This window comes from Brevundimonas sp. Bb-A (genome assembly GCF_009394735.1).
Lineage (GTDB): Bacteria > Pseudomonadota > Alphaproteobacteria > Caulobacterales > Caulobacteraceae > Brevundimonas > Brevundimonas aurantiaca.
Window position 1 is genome coordinate 318,230 of record NZ_CP045456.1, and the last position, 16,720, is coordinate 334,949.

13 protein-coding genes are annotated in these 16,720 nt (G+C 70.2%); 10 read left to right on the forward strand and 3 right to left on the reverse strand.

Annotation, left to right across the window (positions count from 1 at the left end; translation table 11 throughout):
* Positions 1-108 precede the first annotated feature (108 nt).
* Together BSP_RS01640 and BSP_RS01645 are read right to left on the reverse strand one after the other, a co-directional pair.
* A complete protein-coding gene (locus BSP_RS01640) occupies positions 109-1,005 on the reverse strand; it encodes an alpha/beta hydrolase (protein ID WP_152949092.1) in 897 nt (298 codons plus the stop codon).
* Between the two features lie 78 nt (positions 1,006-1,083).
* Complete coding sequence (locus tag BSP_RS01645; RefSeq protein WP_152951022.1) at positions 1,084-3,117, reverse strand: AsmA family protein; 2,034 nt, start codon at positions 3,115-3,117, stop codon at positions 1,084-1,086.
* A 200-nt stretch (positions 3,118-3,317) separates the two neighbouring features.
* Here BSP_RS01645 and BSP_RS01650 point away from each other — a divergent pair, with 200 nt between their 5' ends.
* Entirely contained in the window at positions 3,318-3,671 is a 354-nt protein-coding gene (locus tag BSP_RS01650) for a hypothetical protein (RefSeq protein WP_054764123.1), read from the forward strand.
* A gap of 81 nt (positions 3,672-3,752) precedes the next feature.
* On the opposite strand, the gene BSP_RS01655 is transcribed toward BSP_RS01650, so the two are convergent.
* Positions 3,753-5,876 carry a S9 family peptidase gene (locus tag BSP_RS01655; protein ID WP_152949093.1) on the reverse strand — a complete coding sequence of 708 codons (2,124 nt, stop codon included), beginning with the start codon at positions 5,874-5,876 and terminating at the stop codon, positions 3,753-3,755.
* Positions 5,877-5,987: 111 nt separating this feature from the next.
* Between BSP_RS01655 and BSP_RS01660 the strand changes: the two genes are divergently transcribed.
* The 9 genes from BSP_RS01660 (at position 5,988) to trxA (ending at position 16,694) form a co-directional block, all read left to right on the forward strand.
* Positions 5,988-6,230, forward strand: a complete 243-nt coding sequence (locus tag BSP_RS01660; RefSeq protein WP_054764125.1) for a type II toxin-antitoxin system Phd/YefM family antitoxin — start codon at positions 5,988-5,990, stop codon at positions 6,228-6,230.
* Complete coding sequence (locus tag BSP_RS01665) at positions 6,227-6,610, forward strand: type II toxin-antitoxin system VapC family toxin (RefSeq protein ID WP_152949094.1); 384 nt, start codon at positions 6,227-6,229, stop codon at positions 6,608-6,610. Before BSP_RS01660 ends, BSP_RS01665 begins: the two co-directional genes overlap by 4 nt.
* Before the next feature lie 40 nt (positions 6,611-6,650).
* The gene (locus tag BSP_RS01670) at positions 6,651-7,508 is read left to right on the forward strand and encodes a 1-acyl-sn-glycerol-3-phosphate acyltransferase (RefSeq protein ID WP_152949095.1); all 858 of its coding nucleotides are present in this window, start codon (positions 6,651-6,653) and stop codon (positions 7,506-7,508) included.
* A complete protein-coding gene (tsaE, locus tag BSP_RS01675; RefSeq protein WP_152949096.1) occupies positions 7,505-7,963 on the forward strand; it encodes a tRNA (adenosine(37)-N6)-threonylcarbamoyltransferase complex ATPase subunit type 1 TsaE in 459 nt (152 codons plus the stop codon). The genes BSP_RS01670 and tsaE overlap by 4 nt, the downstream gene beginning before the upstream one ends.
* Positions 7,950-9,047, forward strand: a complete 1,098-nt coding sequence (amgK, locus tag BSP_RS01680; RefSeq protein ID WP_152949097.1) for an N-acetylmuramate/N-acetylglucosamine kinase AmgK — start codon at positions 7,950-7,952, stop codon at positions 9,045-9,047. Before tsaE ends, amgK begins: the two co-directional genes overlap by 14 nt.
* Entirely contained in the window at positions 9,044-9,760 is a 717-nt protein-coding gene (gene murU / locus BSP_RS01685) for an N-acetylmuramate alpha-1-phosphate uridylyltransferase MurU (protein ID WP_194166992.1), read from the forward strand. The genes amgK and murU overlap by 4 nt, the downstream gene beginning before the upstream one ends.
* On the forward strand, positions 9,757-12,810 hold the full coding sequence (gene addB, locus BSP_RS01690; protein ID WP_152949098.1) for a double-strand break repair protein AddB: 3,054 nt from the start codon (positions 9,757-9,759) through the stop codon (positions 12,808-12,810). The genes murU and addB overlap by 4 nt, the downstream gene beginning before the upstream one ends.
* Positions 12,807-16,238 (forward strand): double-strand break repair helicase AddA, encoded by a 3,432-nt coding sequence (gene addA, locus BSP_RS01695; protein WP_152949099.1) that lies wholly within the window; start codon positions 12,807-12,809, stop codon positions 16,236-16,238. The genes addB and addA overlap by 4 nt, the downstream gene beginning before the upstream one ends.
* A 117-nt stretch (positions 16,239-16,355) precedes the next feature.
* The gene (gene trxA / locus BSP_RS01700) at positions 16,356-16,694 is read left to right on the forward strand and encodes a thioredoxin (protein WP_152949100.1); all 339 of its coding nucleotides are present in this window, start codon (positions 16,356-16,358) and stop codon (positions 16,692-16,694) included.
* Positions 16,695-16,720: the final 26 nt, after the last annotated feature.

Genomic DNA, 16,720 nt, shown 5'->3' on the forward strand with positions numbered 1-16,720 from the left:
GGAGCCAGTCAGGTTCGGAACAGGCCGTGGAAGATCGAGGTACGATACAGGTTCGACCTGCGAAGGCTTTTGCCACTAAGTCGCAGTGTTGAAAAGATGCTTTTGTGCTTAAGCAAGTGTTTCGTCGTCCCGCTCCAGGGCGCGTCGCAGGAATCCGGTCACATCCTTCAAAACCGGCGCCTTGGCGCGAAACAGGGGCGAGAAGCTCGCCACCAGATCGGCGTGATCCAGGCCGGGATAGAGCTTGGCCTCAGACCGGCCGCCGACGGCGCGCTGGCGCGCGTGCAGCAGGCGGGTGTCCTCGTCATGGACCACGACGTCCGCCGTGCCGTGGCCCAGCCAGATCGGCGGAGCGTCGGGGCGGACGAAGGTGATCGGCTGGGTCAGGGTCGGATCGGGCGCCCGGCCGAAGGCGTTGCGGGACGCCGCCACATCCAAGGGCAGAAAGTCGTAAGGCCCCGCCAGACCGGCCGCGGCCCGGATCAGGTCCGGCCGTTCGACCGCCGCCATATAGCGCCGATCCAGGGTGATCATCATCGCCAGATAGGCGCCGGCCGAATGGCCCAGCACGCCCAGGCGGCGGGGGTCGCCGCCGTGGTCCGCCGCCGCCTCGGCCGCTGCAGCCGTCGCGGCGGCGGCGTCCTGAACGAAGGCGGGAAAGACCACCTGCGGAACCAGCCGATAGTCCGGCAGGGCGACGACGAACCCCTGGGCCGCCAGGGCCTGCGCCGCCCAGCCATACAGGTCGCGCGACCCTGAATCCCAGCCCCCGCCATAGAAGAAGACCAGGACCGGATGGGGACCCGGCGCCTTGGGCGCATAGAGGTCCATGCGCTGGCGCGGGTCGTCGCCGTAAGGCAGGTCGCGCGCCACGCGACGCGCGCCGGCATCCCGCGGCCCCAGGCTGTTCAACAGGCCGAGCGGCGAAAGCGCCGGGGAGCTCAGGGGCGAACAGGCCGCCGCCACCAGTCCCAGGGCGGGCGCGAAAAGGCCCCGGCGCGTCATCTGATCCGATCCATGGACCTCAATACGCCCGACGAGGCGAATCGGCTCAATATCGTCGAGACTCTTTTCCGGAAGGCCCTAGCGCGCGCCGGCGATCAGCTGGCCGCAGTTGGCGTCCTCCGCCAGACCGGGATCGACGAAGGCGAACAGGGCCGTCACCGGCGCCGCCACCGTCGCCAGAAGGCCGGCCAGGCCGCCCTGGCTCGCCACAGCGCCGACGTCCACCCCGACGCGGGGCGCCGTCAGCGGCCCCTGTACGGTGATGGGCGCCCAGACCCGCAGCAGGCGCGGCTTCTTGGACTCGCCGTCGATCCGCAGATTCAGCGTCTCCTGCCCCAGGTCGATCGTCCCCTCGCCCTGCGCCAGCACCACATCGGTGTCGATGACCAGGGTCTTGGCGGCGGCCGTCCCGCCGCTGACGTTGAAATCGGCGACGGCGCAGCGAATCTGGGCGGTCGACTGATCTCCGCTCAGCAGCTTCAACAGACCCGCGCTGGCGTTGATGCCCAACAGTTCGGCGAAGGCGGCCCGCATCCGCCCGTCCGGCACGACCAGGCTGATCGTGCCCTTGGACGAGGCGGCGAACTGGTGGACCGAGGCGCCCGGTCCCTCCAGTCGGGCGCGGCCCAGGGCACGACCCGTCAGCGGCGGCGCGCCGTTCCGGGCGGGGACGATGGACTCCAGAGGATAGCCGCTCAGCCGCAGGTCGACGCGGCTGTAGGGCCGCGCCTGGGTGGCGTCGATCCGCGCCGTCCCGTTCAGCGCCCCGCGATTGAAGTCGAAGCTGATCGGATCGAGGTTCAAGATCCCGTCCTTCAGCTCGGCGCCCAGGTTCACCGCCCGCACGTCCAGCTCATTGGCCTTAACCGCAGCGGCGCGATAGGTCAGATGTCCGTCCATCTGGCGCAGCCGTTCGGTCTGGAGGGGCGCGTCCGGCAGCAGTTTTCCGCCCTTCGCCACGGGCGCCTCCGTCTCGGTTCCGCGGGCATTGGTGACGGTCCGCGCCCCCAGGACGGCCGCCAGGTCGTCGATGTCCAGTCGACGCGACGCCAGTTCGGCCTCGACCCGCAGCCGGCCGCCGCCCTGGACCCGCAGATCGCCGGACAGGTCCGACGCCCCCACCCGGCCGTCGAAGTCGTTGAAGGTCCAGACGGCCTCGTTCCGCTTCAGGGCGCCGCTCAGCCGATAGGGGGGCGTATTGGGCAGAGTCAGGCCCGTCAGCAGGTAGAGGTCCGCCAGATCGCGCCCCTCCAACGTCAGGGTCGCGTCGAACCGACCCAGGTCGAAGGGCCGGGTGACGGCGCCCGTAGCGGTCAGGCTGGAGCCCGCTCCCGCCATCCGGGCCTTGAAGCGATAGGGCCGGTCGCGGCGAATATTGACGAAGGGCCCGCCCTCGATCCGCAGCGTCAGAGGCGACCGGTTGACCGTCCCTTCGCCTTGCAGGAGGAAGCCCGCGTCGCCGTCTGCGCCTTCGTGCGCATCGACGGCCGCATCCAGGGTCATCTTGCGCCGCCGCTCTTCGAACACCAGACGCCCGTCGGTGATGACCAGCTTCTGAATCACCGGCAGTTTCATGCCTTGGCCGTCGTCGGCGTGGTCGGCGTTCAAAGCCCAGCTCTTGCGGCCGTCTTCGGCGGCGATCAGGACCACCTGGGGCCGGGTGAAGCGCAGCAGGGGCATTTCGACCTGGCCCGCCAGCAGGCGCCGTAACCGCACCGAGGCCTCGATCGTGTCGATCCGGGCCGTATCGCGATCGCGCGCCCAGTCCGGGCCGCCGATCTTCAGTCCCTGGACCCTGACCGAGGGGGTCCAGCTGAAGAGATGAACATTCAGATCGCCGTCGATGGCGATGTCGCGGTGATATTCCGCCGAGGCCCAACGGCCGATCGGTCCCCTCAGCCGGTTCCAGTCGAACCAGGCCAGAAAGATCAGGACGACGGCGATCAGAAACAGTGTCAGGCCGCCGGCCCACCATTCGGCAGGTCCCGGGCGGCGCACGGCGGCGTAGACGGGATCATTGCGCCTGATCCAGTCGCGCCCCTGGACGGCGCGCGCCTTGGCCGAGGCGGCGCCCGCGCCGATCCGCGTCCTTAAGGCGTTCCAGTTCAACATCTTGGGCAAGGGCCGGGGCTCCAGAAGCAGAGACAACGCCCCAAGGCGGTTTTGGCGCCGCCGCCCCTTTCGGGCCCGCCTCATACGCCTCGATATTGGTCCGTTTACCGCATATTTTTCGCAATAGCTTTACATTGTAGAAAATGCGCGCATATTTGGTCCGAGTCCTGACTTTAATTCAGGCCGTAGGAGGATGCCCGATGACCCGTTTGATCACCCCCGCCCTGATCGCCGCCGCCTTGATCGCGCCCGGTCTGGCGCACGCCCAAACCCAGCCCGAAACGCAGGATAAGCCCCGTCTTCAGGCCGTTCGCGCCGAGCTCGACCGCGCTCAGACGCGCAGCTCTGCCGTCCAGCCGGTGATGATCTGTGAAACCGACGCCGCCACCCGGCGCGCCTATCAGCGCGAGTTCGGCGCCGCCCCCGTCTTCGTCACGGCGGAGGACGCCATGGCCGCGCGCCGGGCGGGCGAACATTGGGCCGCGCCCCGTTGCATGACCGAACGGCAGTATGAGCGGCTGGTCTCCTCGACCCAGGACCGCGCCGGCCTCTAACCCCGCCGCGCCTTAAAAAAGGGGCGCGGCCTTTGCGGCTGCGCCCCTTCGTCGTTCCTGCGTCGTTCCGGCGCACCGCCCCTATTGGGCGGGGGCCAGGTGTTTGTTCAGCCAGCCGAACACCTCATTGTGCCATTGCAGGCTGTTGGCCGGCTTCAGCACCCAGTGGTTCTCGTTCGGGAAGACGATCAGGCGGCTGTCGATTCCGCGGCGTTGCAGGGCGGTGAAGGTGGACAGGCCCTGAGCCGTCGGAATGCGGAAGTCCAGGTCGCCCTGGACCACCAGCATCGGCGTCTTCCAGTTCTCGACATGGTTGGCCGGGTTGAACTTCTGATAGCCCTCCGGCCTGTCCCACGGCGTGCCGCCATATTCCCACTCGGTGAACCACAGCTCCTCGGTCGAATAGCCCATGCCGAAGGTGTCGAAGACCCCGTCGTGATTGACCAGGCACTTGAAGGCGTCCGACCAGTTGCCGGCGATCCAGTTGATCATATAGCCGCCGTAGGAGGCCCCCAGGGCGCAGGCGTTGGCGCCGTCCAGGAAGGCGTACTTCGCTTGAGCCGCCGCCCAGCCCTTCTGAAGGTCCTCCAGCGGCCGGTCGCCCCAGTGCTGGCTGATGGCGTCGGTGAAGGCCTGGCCGTAGCCGGTCGAGCCGTGGAAATCGATCATCACCACCGCATAGCCGGCGCCGGCGTAGGTTTCGGGATTCCAGCGATAGGACCAGCTGTCGCCGAACGAGCCCTGGGGGCCGCCATGGATCAGGAAGGCGACCGGATATTTGCGACCCTCGACATAGCCGACCGGCTTGATGACATAGCCGTGGACCGTCTCATTGTTCCAGCCGGGGAAGCTGAACTGCTCGTATTCCCCGAAGGCCTTGGCGTCCAGGGCCGGATTGGCCTGGGTCAGGCGACGCGGCGTTTCACGACCCAGATAGGTCTTGAAATACAGATCGCTGGGCGACTTCAGACTGTCCTGGGCGAAGACGAAGCCCGACGGCGTCTGCTGGAAGGCCGAGACATGGCCGGGTCCGGTGACCGGCGTCACCACCCCGTTGCGCGTATCCACCGCGAACAGCTTGGTCGAGCCGACGTCGCCGGCGGTCGTATAAAGGGTCTGGCCGTCGCGCGACCATTGCAAGGTGTCCGCCGAACGATCCCAGTTCGAGGCGATCTCGCGCTTCTGGCCCGACTGAACGTCCATCAGCACGATCTGATAACGATCGGCCTCAAAACCCGGACGCGCCATGGCGCGATAGGCCAGGGTGCGGCCGTCCGGCGAAAACACCGGGCCCGCGTCCCAGGCCGGATTGTCCTGGGTCAGATTGGTGAAGGTCCCGTCCCCGCTCAGGCCGTTGGTCTTCCACAGGTCGAAATTGGTGCTCCACGGCTCGCTCTTGCCGGCCAGACGCGCCGAAAAGACGATGGAGTCGCCGGCCGGGGTGAAGACGAAGTCGCTTTCGTCGCCGAACGGCTTGGACGGGGTGTCGCCGTCGAAGCCCTTGGTGACCCAGACCGGATTGCCGGTCGCCTGGCCGTTGCGGCCGATCGACTGGACGAACAGGTGGTTCTGGGTGTGGTCATTCCACGTGTCCCAATGGCGCACGAACATCCGGTCATAGACCTGGCCGGTCGACTTCCGCTCTGCCACGGCCTTGCCCATCTCGACCGAGGCGTTCAGGTCGGCCGCGTCCGGATAGACGGCCAGAGACACCGCCACCTTGTCGCCCGAGGGACTGATCCGATAGGCGTTCACGTCCAGCGGCAGATTGGTCACCTGCACCGGCGCGGCCGTCGGCGAGGCGATGCGCCACACCTGGCTGGTCCCCGACTTGCCCGACAGGAAATACAGATTGCCGTCGGCGCCCCAGCGGGCGGTGTTGGCGCCCTGGTCCGAAATGGCCAGCCGGCGCGGCGCGGCGTCCGGCGTTTCCAGGTCCAATATCCACAGGCTGCCGCTGCGGCGGTTCGCCTCCACATCCGTCGTCGTCACCGAATAGACGACGTAACGGCCGTCCGGCGACACCTGCGGATCGCCCAGCCGGTTGGCCGAGATCATGTCCTGATAGGTGAAGGCGTCAGGCGTCGCGGCCGGCGCCGGAACCGGGGCGGGCGGAACCTGGGCCAGGGCCGGAGCGGCGCTCATCAGGGCGCCCGAGAAGGCGACGGCCGCGCAGGCGGCGAACAGGAGGGAACGGTGGCGCATGAAGCAGTCCTCGCAAAGCTTGCAGCGGCGAGGCGTAGCACCCTCGTTCGCCGGGCGGAAGTTGCTGACAGCTCAGAAGTTAGCTAAGCTGCTTGGACCAAGGAGCGCGACATGACCACCGTCACCGTCCACCACGCCAAGACCCATCTCTCCAAACTGATCGCCGCCGCCGAACGCGGCGAAGAGGTGGTGATCGCCCGCGGCGACAAGCCGGCGGTGCGGATCGTGCCGTTCGAGGCGGCGAAACCTGAACGCAGGCGAGGTCGGCTGAAGGGCATGGGGCGTTTCGACGAGAGCTTTTTTGATCCGCTGCCCGAAGAGGAACTCCGCCTCTGGGAGGGCCGGGGAGATTGAACCTCCTGCTCGATACCCACGCCCTGATGTGGTGGGTTTGGGACGACGAACGGCTGTCGGGCGCAGCCGACGACGCCATCCGGAACGCTGACGCCGTCTTTGTCAGCAGCGTGTCGGCCATCGAGATCGCGATCAAGTTTCGCATCGGCAAGCTGCCGAACGCCCACGCCCTGGCCGAGCAGTTTGCGGACGTCATGCGTCGAGAGGGGTTCGCCGAACTCCCCGTGAGCTGGCGCGAAGCCAGCCTGGCCGGTCGGATGGCGGGCGAGCACCGCGACCCATTCGACCGGCTGCTGATCGCCCAGGGCCTGCTCAACGACCTGACCCTGGTCTCGAACGAAACCCTGTTCGACGGCTTCGGCGTGGCCCGGCTCTGGTAGGCTTGCTCCCTTTCGCCGAACCGGCGACAAGCGGTCGTCCATGAATTCCGCCGCCCTTCCCGTCCGCCGCTCGCCCCACATCGTCGATGTGCTGATCGCCGAGCGTGCGCCCCGTCTGACCGCCTCGCCGCTGTGGCCGGCGGTGCGCCCGCTGCTCTATTCGATCTTGAACTACAAGGCGGCCGTGCAGATGGCCGACGCGGTGCGTGACCGCTCGGGCTCCGAGAGCCTGGACTATGTGTCGGACCTGCTTCGGCTGAAGGTGACGGCGTCCCCTCTGGACCACCTGCCCGCGACGGGCCGGTGCGTCGTCGTCGCCAACCATCCGACCGGCATAGCCGACGGGGTCGCGGTCTATGACGCCGTCAAACGGCGCCGTCCCGACGCGGTCTTCTTCGCCAACGCCGACGCCCTGCGCGTCTCGCCGCGACTGGCCGAGACGGTGATCCCGGTCGAATGGGTTCACGACAAACGCACCCGCGAGAAGACCCGCGCCACCCTGAACGCCGCCAAGGCGGCCTTCGAGGCCGAACGCTGCGTGGTCATGTTCCCCGCCGGCCGTCTGGCCCGCGTCGGCGCCGACGGCCTGCTGACCGACCCCGAATGGGCGCCGACCGCCGCCTCCCTGGCGCGGAAATACGGCGCCCCGGTCGTGCCCATGCACGTCGCCGGCCCCTACAGCCGGCTGTTCCACCTGTTCGACAAGGTTTCGCAGGAGCTGCGCGACGTGACCCTGTTCCACGAACTGCTGAACAAGGCGGGCAAGCCTTTCGATATCCTGGTCGGCCGCCCCATCCCGCCCGAACGGCTGGACGTGGACGCCGTAAAGGCCACCGTAGCGCTGAAACATTTCACCGAACGCACCCTGGCCGTCGATCCAGACGCGGTCTTCCCATGAAGGTCGAACTCCCTGACGCCGAGGCCACCACCCGTCTGGGCCAAGTCATCGCCCCCCTTTTGGCGCCGGGCGACAGCCTGCTGCTGTACGGGCCGCTGGGCATGGGCAAGTCCACCCTGGCGCGCGGCCTGATCCGGACCCTGACCACGCCGGACGAGGAGGTGCCCAGTCCCACCTTCACCCTGGTCCAGTTCTACGAGTGCAATCCCCCAATCGCCCATTTCGACCTCTATCGCCTGACCCGGCCGGAGGAGGCGTTCGAGATCGGCCTGGACGAGGCCCTGGACGAGGGCTGCGCCCTCATCGAATGGCCCGAGCGGCTGGGCGAGGATCCGGGCCGGTTCTTGGGGCCCGACCGCCTTGTCATTGAGATTTCCGAACACGGCGACGGCCGTGTTGCGACCGTTTCCGGCGTAGGCCGGTGGGAAGACCTGATCGACCATGTCCGTCTCTGATCGCGAACAGCTTCGCCTCGACTTCCTGGCCGCCGCCGGCCTGGCCGAGGCTGCGCGCGCGCCTCTGCCGGGCGACGCCTCGACGCGGCGCTACGAACGGCTGACCCCGCCGGGCGGCCCCACCCTGATGCTGATGGACCAGGCGCCCGCCGCCGAGAGCCCGCCCGCCGATCCGGCCTGGACGCCCGAGCAGCGTCACGCCGCAGGCTGGAACGCCGTCGCCCGCCTGTCGGCCGGTCGGATCGAGGCCTTCGCCGCCGTCGCCGCCCATCTGAAGTCGCTGGGTCTGTCCGCGCCTGAAATCCCGGCCTTGGACGCGCCCAACGGCCTGGCGGTGCTGGAGGATTTCGGCGACGCCCTGTTCGCCCGCGTCATCGAGGACGGCGCCGAGGAGACGCCCCTCTATCTGACCGCCATCGAGGCCCTGGCCGCCCTGCACGAGGCCGGGACCCCGCCTGAGGTGCTGACCGGTCCCGGCGGCGACTGGCCGCTCCTGACCTATGACGAGACGGCGCTCCAGGGCGGGGCCGACCTGTTCGTCGACTGGTTGCCCCGTCTGGACGCGCGCGTCGCCTTCGACGCCGCCGCGGTGGCGGAATGGCGAGAGGCCTGGGCGCCGATCGTCGCCTCGGGCGCCGCCGGGGCCTCGGTCATGGCCCACCGCGACTATCACGCCGAGAACCTGATCTGGCTGCCCGAGCGTGAAGGCGCCGCCCGCGTCGGCATGATCGACTTCCAGGACGCGGTGCGCGCCCACCCGTCCTGGGATCTGCACTCCCTGCTTCAGGACGCCCGCCGCGACGTGTCGCCGGCGCTGGAGGCCGAGGCCCTGGACCGCTATTTCGCCCTTCGCCCCCAGGTGGACCGCGCCGCCTTCATGGCCGACTATGCCGGGCTAGCCGCGCTGAACGAGGCGCGGATCATCGGCATCTTCGCCCGACTGATCGCGCGGGACGGCAAGCCCCGCTACCGCCAGTTCCTGCCGCGCATGTGGCGGCATCTGAACGCCAATCTGGACCAGCCGGCCCTGGCGCCCGTCGCCCGCTGGTTTGATCGCCACGTCCCTGTCGAGGTGCGCGCATGACCCCGCCGAAAACCGCGATGGTGCTCGCCGCCGGCCTGGGCACCCGGATGCGCCCCCTGACCGACGACCGGCCCAAGGCCCTGGTCGAAGTGGCGGGCCGCGCCCTGATCGACCATGTGCTGGACCGGCTGGCCGACGCCGGGGTGGAGACGGTGGTCGTCAATGTCCACTGGTTCGCTGACCGGCTGGAAGCCCATCTGGCCGCGCGCGGACGCGGCCCCCGCATCCTCCTCTCCGACGAACGGGCCGAACTGCTGGAGACCGGCGGCGGGCTGAAGAAGGCCCGCCCCCTGCTGGGCGACGATCCGATCTTCGTCGCCAATATCGACAGCGTCTGGATCGACCGGGGCGACGCCTTGGCGGACCTCGTGCACCTTTGGAACCCGGAAACGATGGACGCCGCCCTGCTGTTGGCCCGCCGCGAAGGCTCCATCGGCTTCGAGGGCGACGGCGATTTCTTCCTGGCCGACGACGGGAGACTGACCTTCCGCGGCGACGCCCCCTCCGCCCCCTTCGCCTATATGGGCGTCCACATCACCCGCCCCGGCTATGCTGACCACGGGCCCGACGGCCCCTTTTCCTTAAGCCCCCTGTGGCGCAAGTCCGCCGCCGCAGGCCGTCTCTACGGCTGCGTCCTGGACGGCGACTGGATGCACGTCGGCGATCCCCAGGCCCGGGATGAGGCCGAGGTGAAACTGGCGGGATTGGAGTGAGCGCGTTCGATCCCTTCACGGCGTCCTGCCCCCGCTGGTACGCCGTCCCCGCCCACCGGCCCTTCCTCGAAGACCTGGCCGCCGGCGTCCTAGCCTGGCTGGGCGATCTGCCGCCCGAGACCCTGTCCGACGCCACCCTCCTTCTGCCCAACCGGCGCGCCGCCCGCGCCTTCACCGGCGCCCTGTCGAAACTCTCCCAGGGCCGTCCCATCCTGCTGCCCCAGGTCCGTCCTCTGGGCGATCTGGAGGAGGACGAGCCCCCCTTCACCCCCGGCGCCCTCGGCCTCGACCTGCCGCCCGCCATCCCCGCCCTGACCCGCCGGTTCGAGATGGCGCGGATGATCGTCGAACAGTTCGACGACAGCCTGACGCCGATGCGCGCCCTGGATCTGGCGGATGCGCTCGGCGGCTTCCTCGATTCCTGCCAGTTGGAAGAGGTTCCGAACCCCGAACGGATCGCGACCCTGGTCGACGGCGAAATGGCCGAACACTGGGAACGCTCGGCCGAGTTCCTGGGCCTGGCGGTCGAGGCCTGGCCCAAGCGTCTGGCCGAACTGGGTCTGGTCGATCCCTCCTGGCGCCGCGCCACCCTGCTGAGACGCCTGGCCGAACTGTGGGACCGCACGCCCCCGACCCAGGCCGTCATCGCCGCCGGCTCGACCGGCACCGTCCCCGCCGCCGCCGACGTCCTGGGCGCCGTGGCCAGAGCGCCCCTGGGCTGCGTCGTCCTGCCCGGCCTCGATCTCGATCTGGATGCGGCGGTCTGGGACCGGCTGGACGAACAGCATCCGCAGAGCGCGATGAAACGCCTGCTGGACCGGGTCGAGGTCGCCCGCTCCGACGTCCGCCCCTGGTTCGCCCCGACCCGGCCGCCCGCCGCTCTCGCCCGCGGCCAGGCCCGCCAGCGCCTGGTCAACGAGGCCCTGCGGCCCGCCGAGGCCACCGACGACTGGCGCCGCGCCATCCGCGACCTCCGCTCGACCGCCGCCGCGCGCGGCGAGGCCCGCGACCCCATAGCCGAAGGGCTGCAAGGCCTGTCCCTGCTGACCGTCCGCGCCGAGGAGGAGGCCGCCGCGGCCATCGCCCTGATGATGCGCGAGACGCTGGAAACCCCCGGCAAGACCTGCGCCCTGGTCACCCCGGACCAGGCCCTGGGCCGCCGCGTCGCCGCAAGACTGGAACGCTGGGGCGTGGTCCCGGATTCCTCGGCAGGCAGCCCCCTGTCGCGCCTGCCCGCCGGCGCCCTGGTCGATCTGTGCGCCCGCTGGATCGCCGATCCCGTCCAGCCCCATCTGCTGCTGGCGATCATCAAACACCCGCTGGTCCGGTTCGACCTGGGCGACGCTCCTCAGGCCGCCGCCGTCGCGGCGCTGGAAGAGCACGCCCTGCGCGGCCCGCGCCCCCGCGACTTCGCCGCCGTGCGCCGCCGTCTGCTGGAAGCCGTTCAGCCCGACCGGCGCGGCAAGGCTCCGCCCGAGTGGAAACGGGAACGCCTGTCGGCCGCCACCCGCCTGGTCGAGCGTCTGCAAACCGCCGTCGAGACCGCTACCGCCGTCTTCACCCCCGACGCAGACCTGAACGTCGCCGCCTCCGCCCTGACGCGCCTGATCGAGACCCTGGCCGGCCAGGACGCCTGGGCCGGTCCCGACGGCGAGGCCGCCGCCGCCCTTCTGTCCGGCCTGATCGAGGGGGGCGCCGCCCTGGGCCGTATCGACCGGGCCGACCTGGCCGAGCTGACCTCCTCCCTGGTGCGCGAGACCGTGGTCCGCACCGGGGGCGCCACCCATCCGTCTCTGCGGATCCTGGGGGCCATAGAGGCGCGGCTTGTGCGCGCCGACCGGATGATCCTGGCGGGCTTGGAGGAAGGCGTCTGGCCCCAGGCCGCGCCCACCGACCCCTTCCTGTCGCGCCCGATGCGCAAGGCCCTGAGCCTGCCCCCGCCCGAACGCCGCCTGGGCCAGACGGCACAGGACTTCGTCCAGGCCGCCTGCGCCGAGGAGGTGATTCTGGTCCACAGTGAACGACGCGGCGGCCAGCCTGCCGTCCGCTCCCGCTGGCTGTGGCGGCTGGAGATGCTGACGCGGGGGGCGGGAGTCGACCTGCCCCGCCCCAGCACCGTCCTGGACTGGACCCGCGCGCTCGACGCCCCTCCGCCCGGACCGCCGCGCTTCGCCAAACGGCCCGAGCCGCGCCCGCCGGTGCATCGCCGCCCGCGCAGCCTCTATGTCACCCGCATCGAACGCTGGGTGCGCGACCCCTACGCCATCTACGCCCTGTGGGTGCTGGGGCTGGAGGCGATGGAGCGTCCCGGCGCGTCCGCCGAAGCGCTCGCCCGCGGCGACGCCGTCCACGCCGCTGTCGAACGGCTGACGCTGGACTGGCCCCATGACCTGCCCGACGACTGCGAAACCATCCTGCACGACCATCTGCTGCGTGAACTGGGCGCGCGCGGTTTCGAGGATGCGGCCATGGCGCGCGAGGCGCCGCTCGCCCGCAACTGCGCCCGCTGGCTGACCGATTTCGAGCGCCGCCGCCGTGCACGCGGGATCGAAATCCTGGTCGAGCAACAGGGCGCCATGACCTTCGACGCCCCCGCCGGCCCCTTCACCGTCAAGGCCTTCGCGGACCGGATCGAACTGTCGTCCGACGGGGCGGCGGTGATGGACTTCAAGACCGGGGCGGCGCCGTCCGCCAAACAGGTCAAGTCCGGCTTCGCCCCCCAGCTGACCCTGACCGCCGCCATCCTGGCCGACGGCGGGTTCGCGGGCGCCAAGGGCCCGGTCACGCCCGACGAACTGACCTATGTCCGCGTGGTCGGGCGCAAGACGGCGGGCGAGGTCATCACCCGCGCCTCGGGCGCCGAGGCCGCCGACTTGGCCCAGGCGGCGCTGGAGGGGCTGAAACGCCGCGTCGCCCGCTTCGACGACCCGAACACCCCCTACGTCTCCTGGGCCGCGCCCCAGTTCATGGGCAATCAGGGCGGCAACTACGACCATCTGGCCCGCGTCTGGGAATGGTCGGTGATCGGCGACGGCGAGGACGGCGAATGAGCCTCTCCCCTCAGATCGTTGCGGCCGACCCGCGCCTGACCGTCTTCGTCACCGCCAACGCCGGCTCGGGCAAGACCACCACCCTGGTCAACCGGGTGGCGCGGCTGTTGCTGGATCAGGTCGATCCCGGCGCCATCCTGTGCGTCACCTACACCAAGGCCGCCGCCGCCGAGATGCAGGCCCGGCTGTTCGACCAGCTGGGCGGCTGGGCCGTGCTGGACGACGCCGCCCTGTCGCGTGAACTGGCCCGGCTGGACGACGGCGATCCGCAGACCCTCGATCACGCCGCCCTGTCCCGCGCCCGCAAACTGTTCGCCCGGGCGCTGGAGACGCCCGGCGGGCTTAAGATCCAGACCCTTCACGCCTTCTGCGAGAAGCTGCTGCGTCGTTTCCCGCTGGAGGCCGGTGTCTCGCCCCGTTTCACCGTTCTGGAAGACCAGGCCGCCACCGCCCTCAGCCATGCCGCGCGCGAGGACCTGGCCCGCGCCGCCGTCGGCGACCCGGACGGCCCTATCGGCCAAGCCTACAGCCATTTCGCCGTCGAACTGGACTGGCAGAGGTTCCAGGCTCTGCTGTCGATGATCGAGGCCAAACGCGCCGATCTGCTGGACTATATCGACCGCGCCGAGGCCGGGGCTGCGCCCGACCCCTACGCCCTCACCGGCGCCGAAACGGGCCGCGGCCCGGAAGATCTGGAGCGGGATTTCATCGCCTGGATCGACCCCGCCGAATGGAACCGCATGGCCGAGGCCATGGCGACCGGCTCGACCAACGACCGCAAGATCGCCGACGCCATGAGCGTGGCCGCCCCACCCTACGCCGGTTTCGCCGCCCTGGCGGGCGTCTTCTGCACCCAGGCGGGCGAGCCACGAAAGAGCATGGGCACCAAGTCGGCGCCGCAAGGCGCGGTCGGCTGGCTGCTGGACCTCCAGACCAAATACCTCGCCACGCGCGAAGCCCTGCGTAAGGCCAAGGTCGCCGACGACACGATCAAGGTTCTGACCCTGGCCCGCGCCCACGCCGCCTTCTACGAGGCCGCCAAGGCCCAGCGCGGCGCGCTGGACTTCCCCGACCTGGTCGCCCGCGCCGCCGCCCTTCTGACCCGCAGCGGGGCCGCCGCCTGGGTGCTGTACAAGCTGGACGGCGGGGTCGATCACGTCCTGATCGACGAGGCCCAGGACACCGCTCCCGACCAGTGGGCCATCGTCCGCGCCCTGACCGGAGAGTTCTACTCCGGCCAGACGTCGGGCCGCACCGTCTTCGCCGTCGGCGACGAGAAACAGTCGATCTACTCCTTCCAGGGCGCCCGGCCGGAACGGCTGCGCCAGGAGCGGGCCGACTTCCTGGCCCTGGCCGAGGGCGCCGGCGAGCCCTTCGCCGGGCCGGAGCTGAACACCTCCTACCGCTCGACCGAGGAGGTGCTGGCCTTCGTCGACGCCGTCTTCGCCGATCCCGACCGCACCCGCGCCCTGACCGGCCCCCAGGGCGACATCGCCCGCCATATCCCCGCCCGCATCGGCCAGCACGGCGCCGTCGACCTGTGGCCCCTGTTCCTCGACGAGCCCGCGCCCGAGACCGACGCCTGGGATGATCCAGTCGATCAAGAGAGCGCCGGCAGCGCCCGGAAACGCCTGGCCCGCGACCTGGCCCGCGAGATCCGCCGTCAGGTCGAGAGCGGCCTGGCCGTCTTCGACAGCCGAACGCGGGATCTGCGCCCCACCGGCTACGGCGACTACATCGTCCTGGTCCGCCGCCGCGACGCCACCTTCGAAGAGATCATCCGCGCGCTTAAGACCGAGGGTGTCCCCGTCGCCGGCGCCGACCGGCTGAAACTGTCCAGCCATATCGTCTTCGACGACCTGATTTCGCTGGCCCGCTTCGCCCTCTTCCCCGACGACGACCTGTCCCTGGCCGAGGTGCTGCGCAGCCCCCTGTGCGACTTGGACGAGGACGGCCTCTACGCCCTCGCCGGGCGCGAGAACCGGAAAGGCGGCCAGCTGTGGCGCGACCTGCGCGACCGGGCGCACGAACGCCCCGAATGGACCCGCGCCCGCGACACGCTCCAGGCCGCCATATCCGCGCGCGGCGGCGACCCGTTCGCCTTCTTCTCCCAGGCCCTGAACCGCGTGGACGACACCGGCCGCTCCGGCCGCGCCCGCGTCCTGGCCCGGCTGGGCCGCGAGGCGGAAGAAGCCGTTGATGAAACCCTGAACCAGGTCCTGGCGGCCGAGAACCGCGGCGCGATCGATCTGGAGACCTGCCTCGCTCAGCTCGAGGCCGCCGACGTCGAGGTGAAGCGCGAACTTGAGGGGGCGCGCGGCGAGGTCCGCGTCATGACCGTCCACGGCGCCAAGGGGCTGGAGGCGCCGATCGTCATCCTGCCCGACACCACCATGAAGGCGAAGGCCCAGGGGCCGTCCCTGATGCCCGCCGTCACGCCCGAGGGCGAAGGCGAAGCCTGGCTGATGGCGCCCGGCTCGGCCCGTGACGACTGCCCCGCCTCGGCGGACGCTCGTGCCGCGCGCCAGGCCCGCACCGACGACGAGACCCTGCGCCTGCTCTATGTGGCCCTGACCCGCGCGCGGGACCGCGTCATCGTCATGGGCCGCGCCTCCAGCCGGGGCGCCGAGGCCGGCAGCTGGTGGTCGGTGATCGAGGAGACCTTCGACCGGCTGGGGGATCAGGTGCGCGAGGTGGAGAACGGCGTCCGCCGCTTCGGCGTCGATCCCGAACATCGCCCGACCCAGGCCGCCGCGACCGCCTCCGCCGACGCCCTGCCCGCCTGGGCCGCAGTGCCGCCCCCGCCCGACGCCGCCGCCCGCTTCGCCTCGCCGTCGCGGATGGAAGGCCAGGTCCGCATCCCAGCCCCCTCGCCGCTCGCCCGCAGCGCGGCGGGCGGCGCGGCCCTGGGCCGGTTCCGCCGCGGCGACCTGATCCACCGGCTGCTGGAGCGCCTGCCCGAGATCGCGCCCGCTGATCGCGCCGACGCCGCCCGCCGCCTTCTGGCGCGCGAGACCGATCTGGACGAGGCCCAGCGCGCCGAAATGATCGCCGCCGCCTTCTCGGTGCTGGACGACGCCCGTTTCGCCCCCGTGTTCGGCCCCGGCTCCCGCGCCGAGGTCGCCCTGACCGGCGCCCTGGCCGGCCCCCCGGCCGGCCTATCGAACGTGGCGATCAACGGCCGGATCGACCGACTGGTGGTCACGCCCGATCGGGTGCTCGTGATCGACTACAAGACCAACCGCCCCGCCCCCGACGCCCTGGACCGGGTCGATCCCGCCTATGTGCTTCAGGCCGCCGTCTATGTCGCCGTGCTGAAACGCCTCTACCCCGACCGCCCGGTCGAGGCCGCCCTGGTCTGGACCGACGGACCCAAGCTGATGCCGATCCCGCAGGCCATGCTGGATGCGGCGTTGGCGGACAGTTGAATTGCCCGCGATTCGCTCCCACATCTGCCTCCGAACCCGGACAGACCGGACCATCTCAACATGCGCTCAAGCCGCTCGCCCCTACGGGCCCGGCGACCGCGCCCCAGGGAGCCATTCATGGCGACAGTCAAAGTCACGGACGAAAGCTTCGACGCCGACGTCCTGAAATCCTCCACCCCCGTCCTGGTGGACTTCTGGGCCGAATGGTGCGGCCCCTGCAAACAGATCGGCCCGGCCCTGGAACAGATCGCCGACGAACTGGGCGGTCAGGTCACCGTCGCCAAGATCAATATCGACGACAGCCCCATGACCCCGTCCAAACTGGGCGTGAAGGGCATCCCCACCCTGATGCTGTTCAAGGACGGTCAGATGGCCTCGATGAAGGTCGGCGCCATGCCCAAGGGCAAGATCGTCGAATGGCTGGCCGAGGCGGGCGTCAAGGCCGACGCCGCCTGATCTCGGACGAAATCTGAACGACAGAC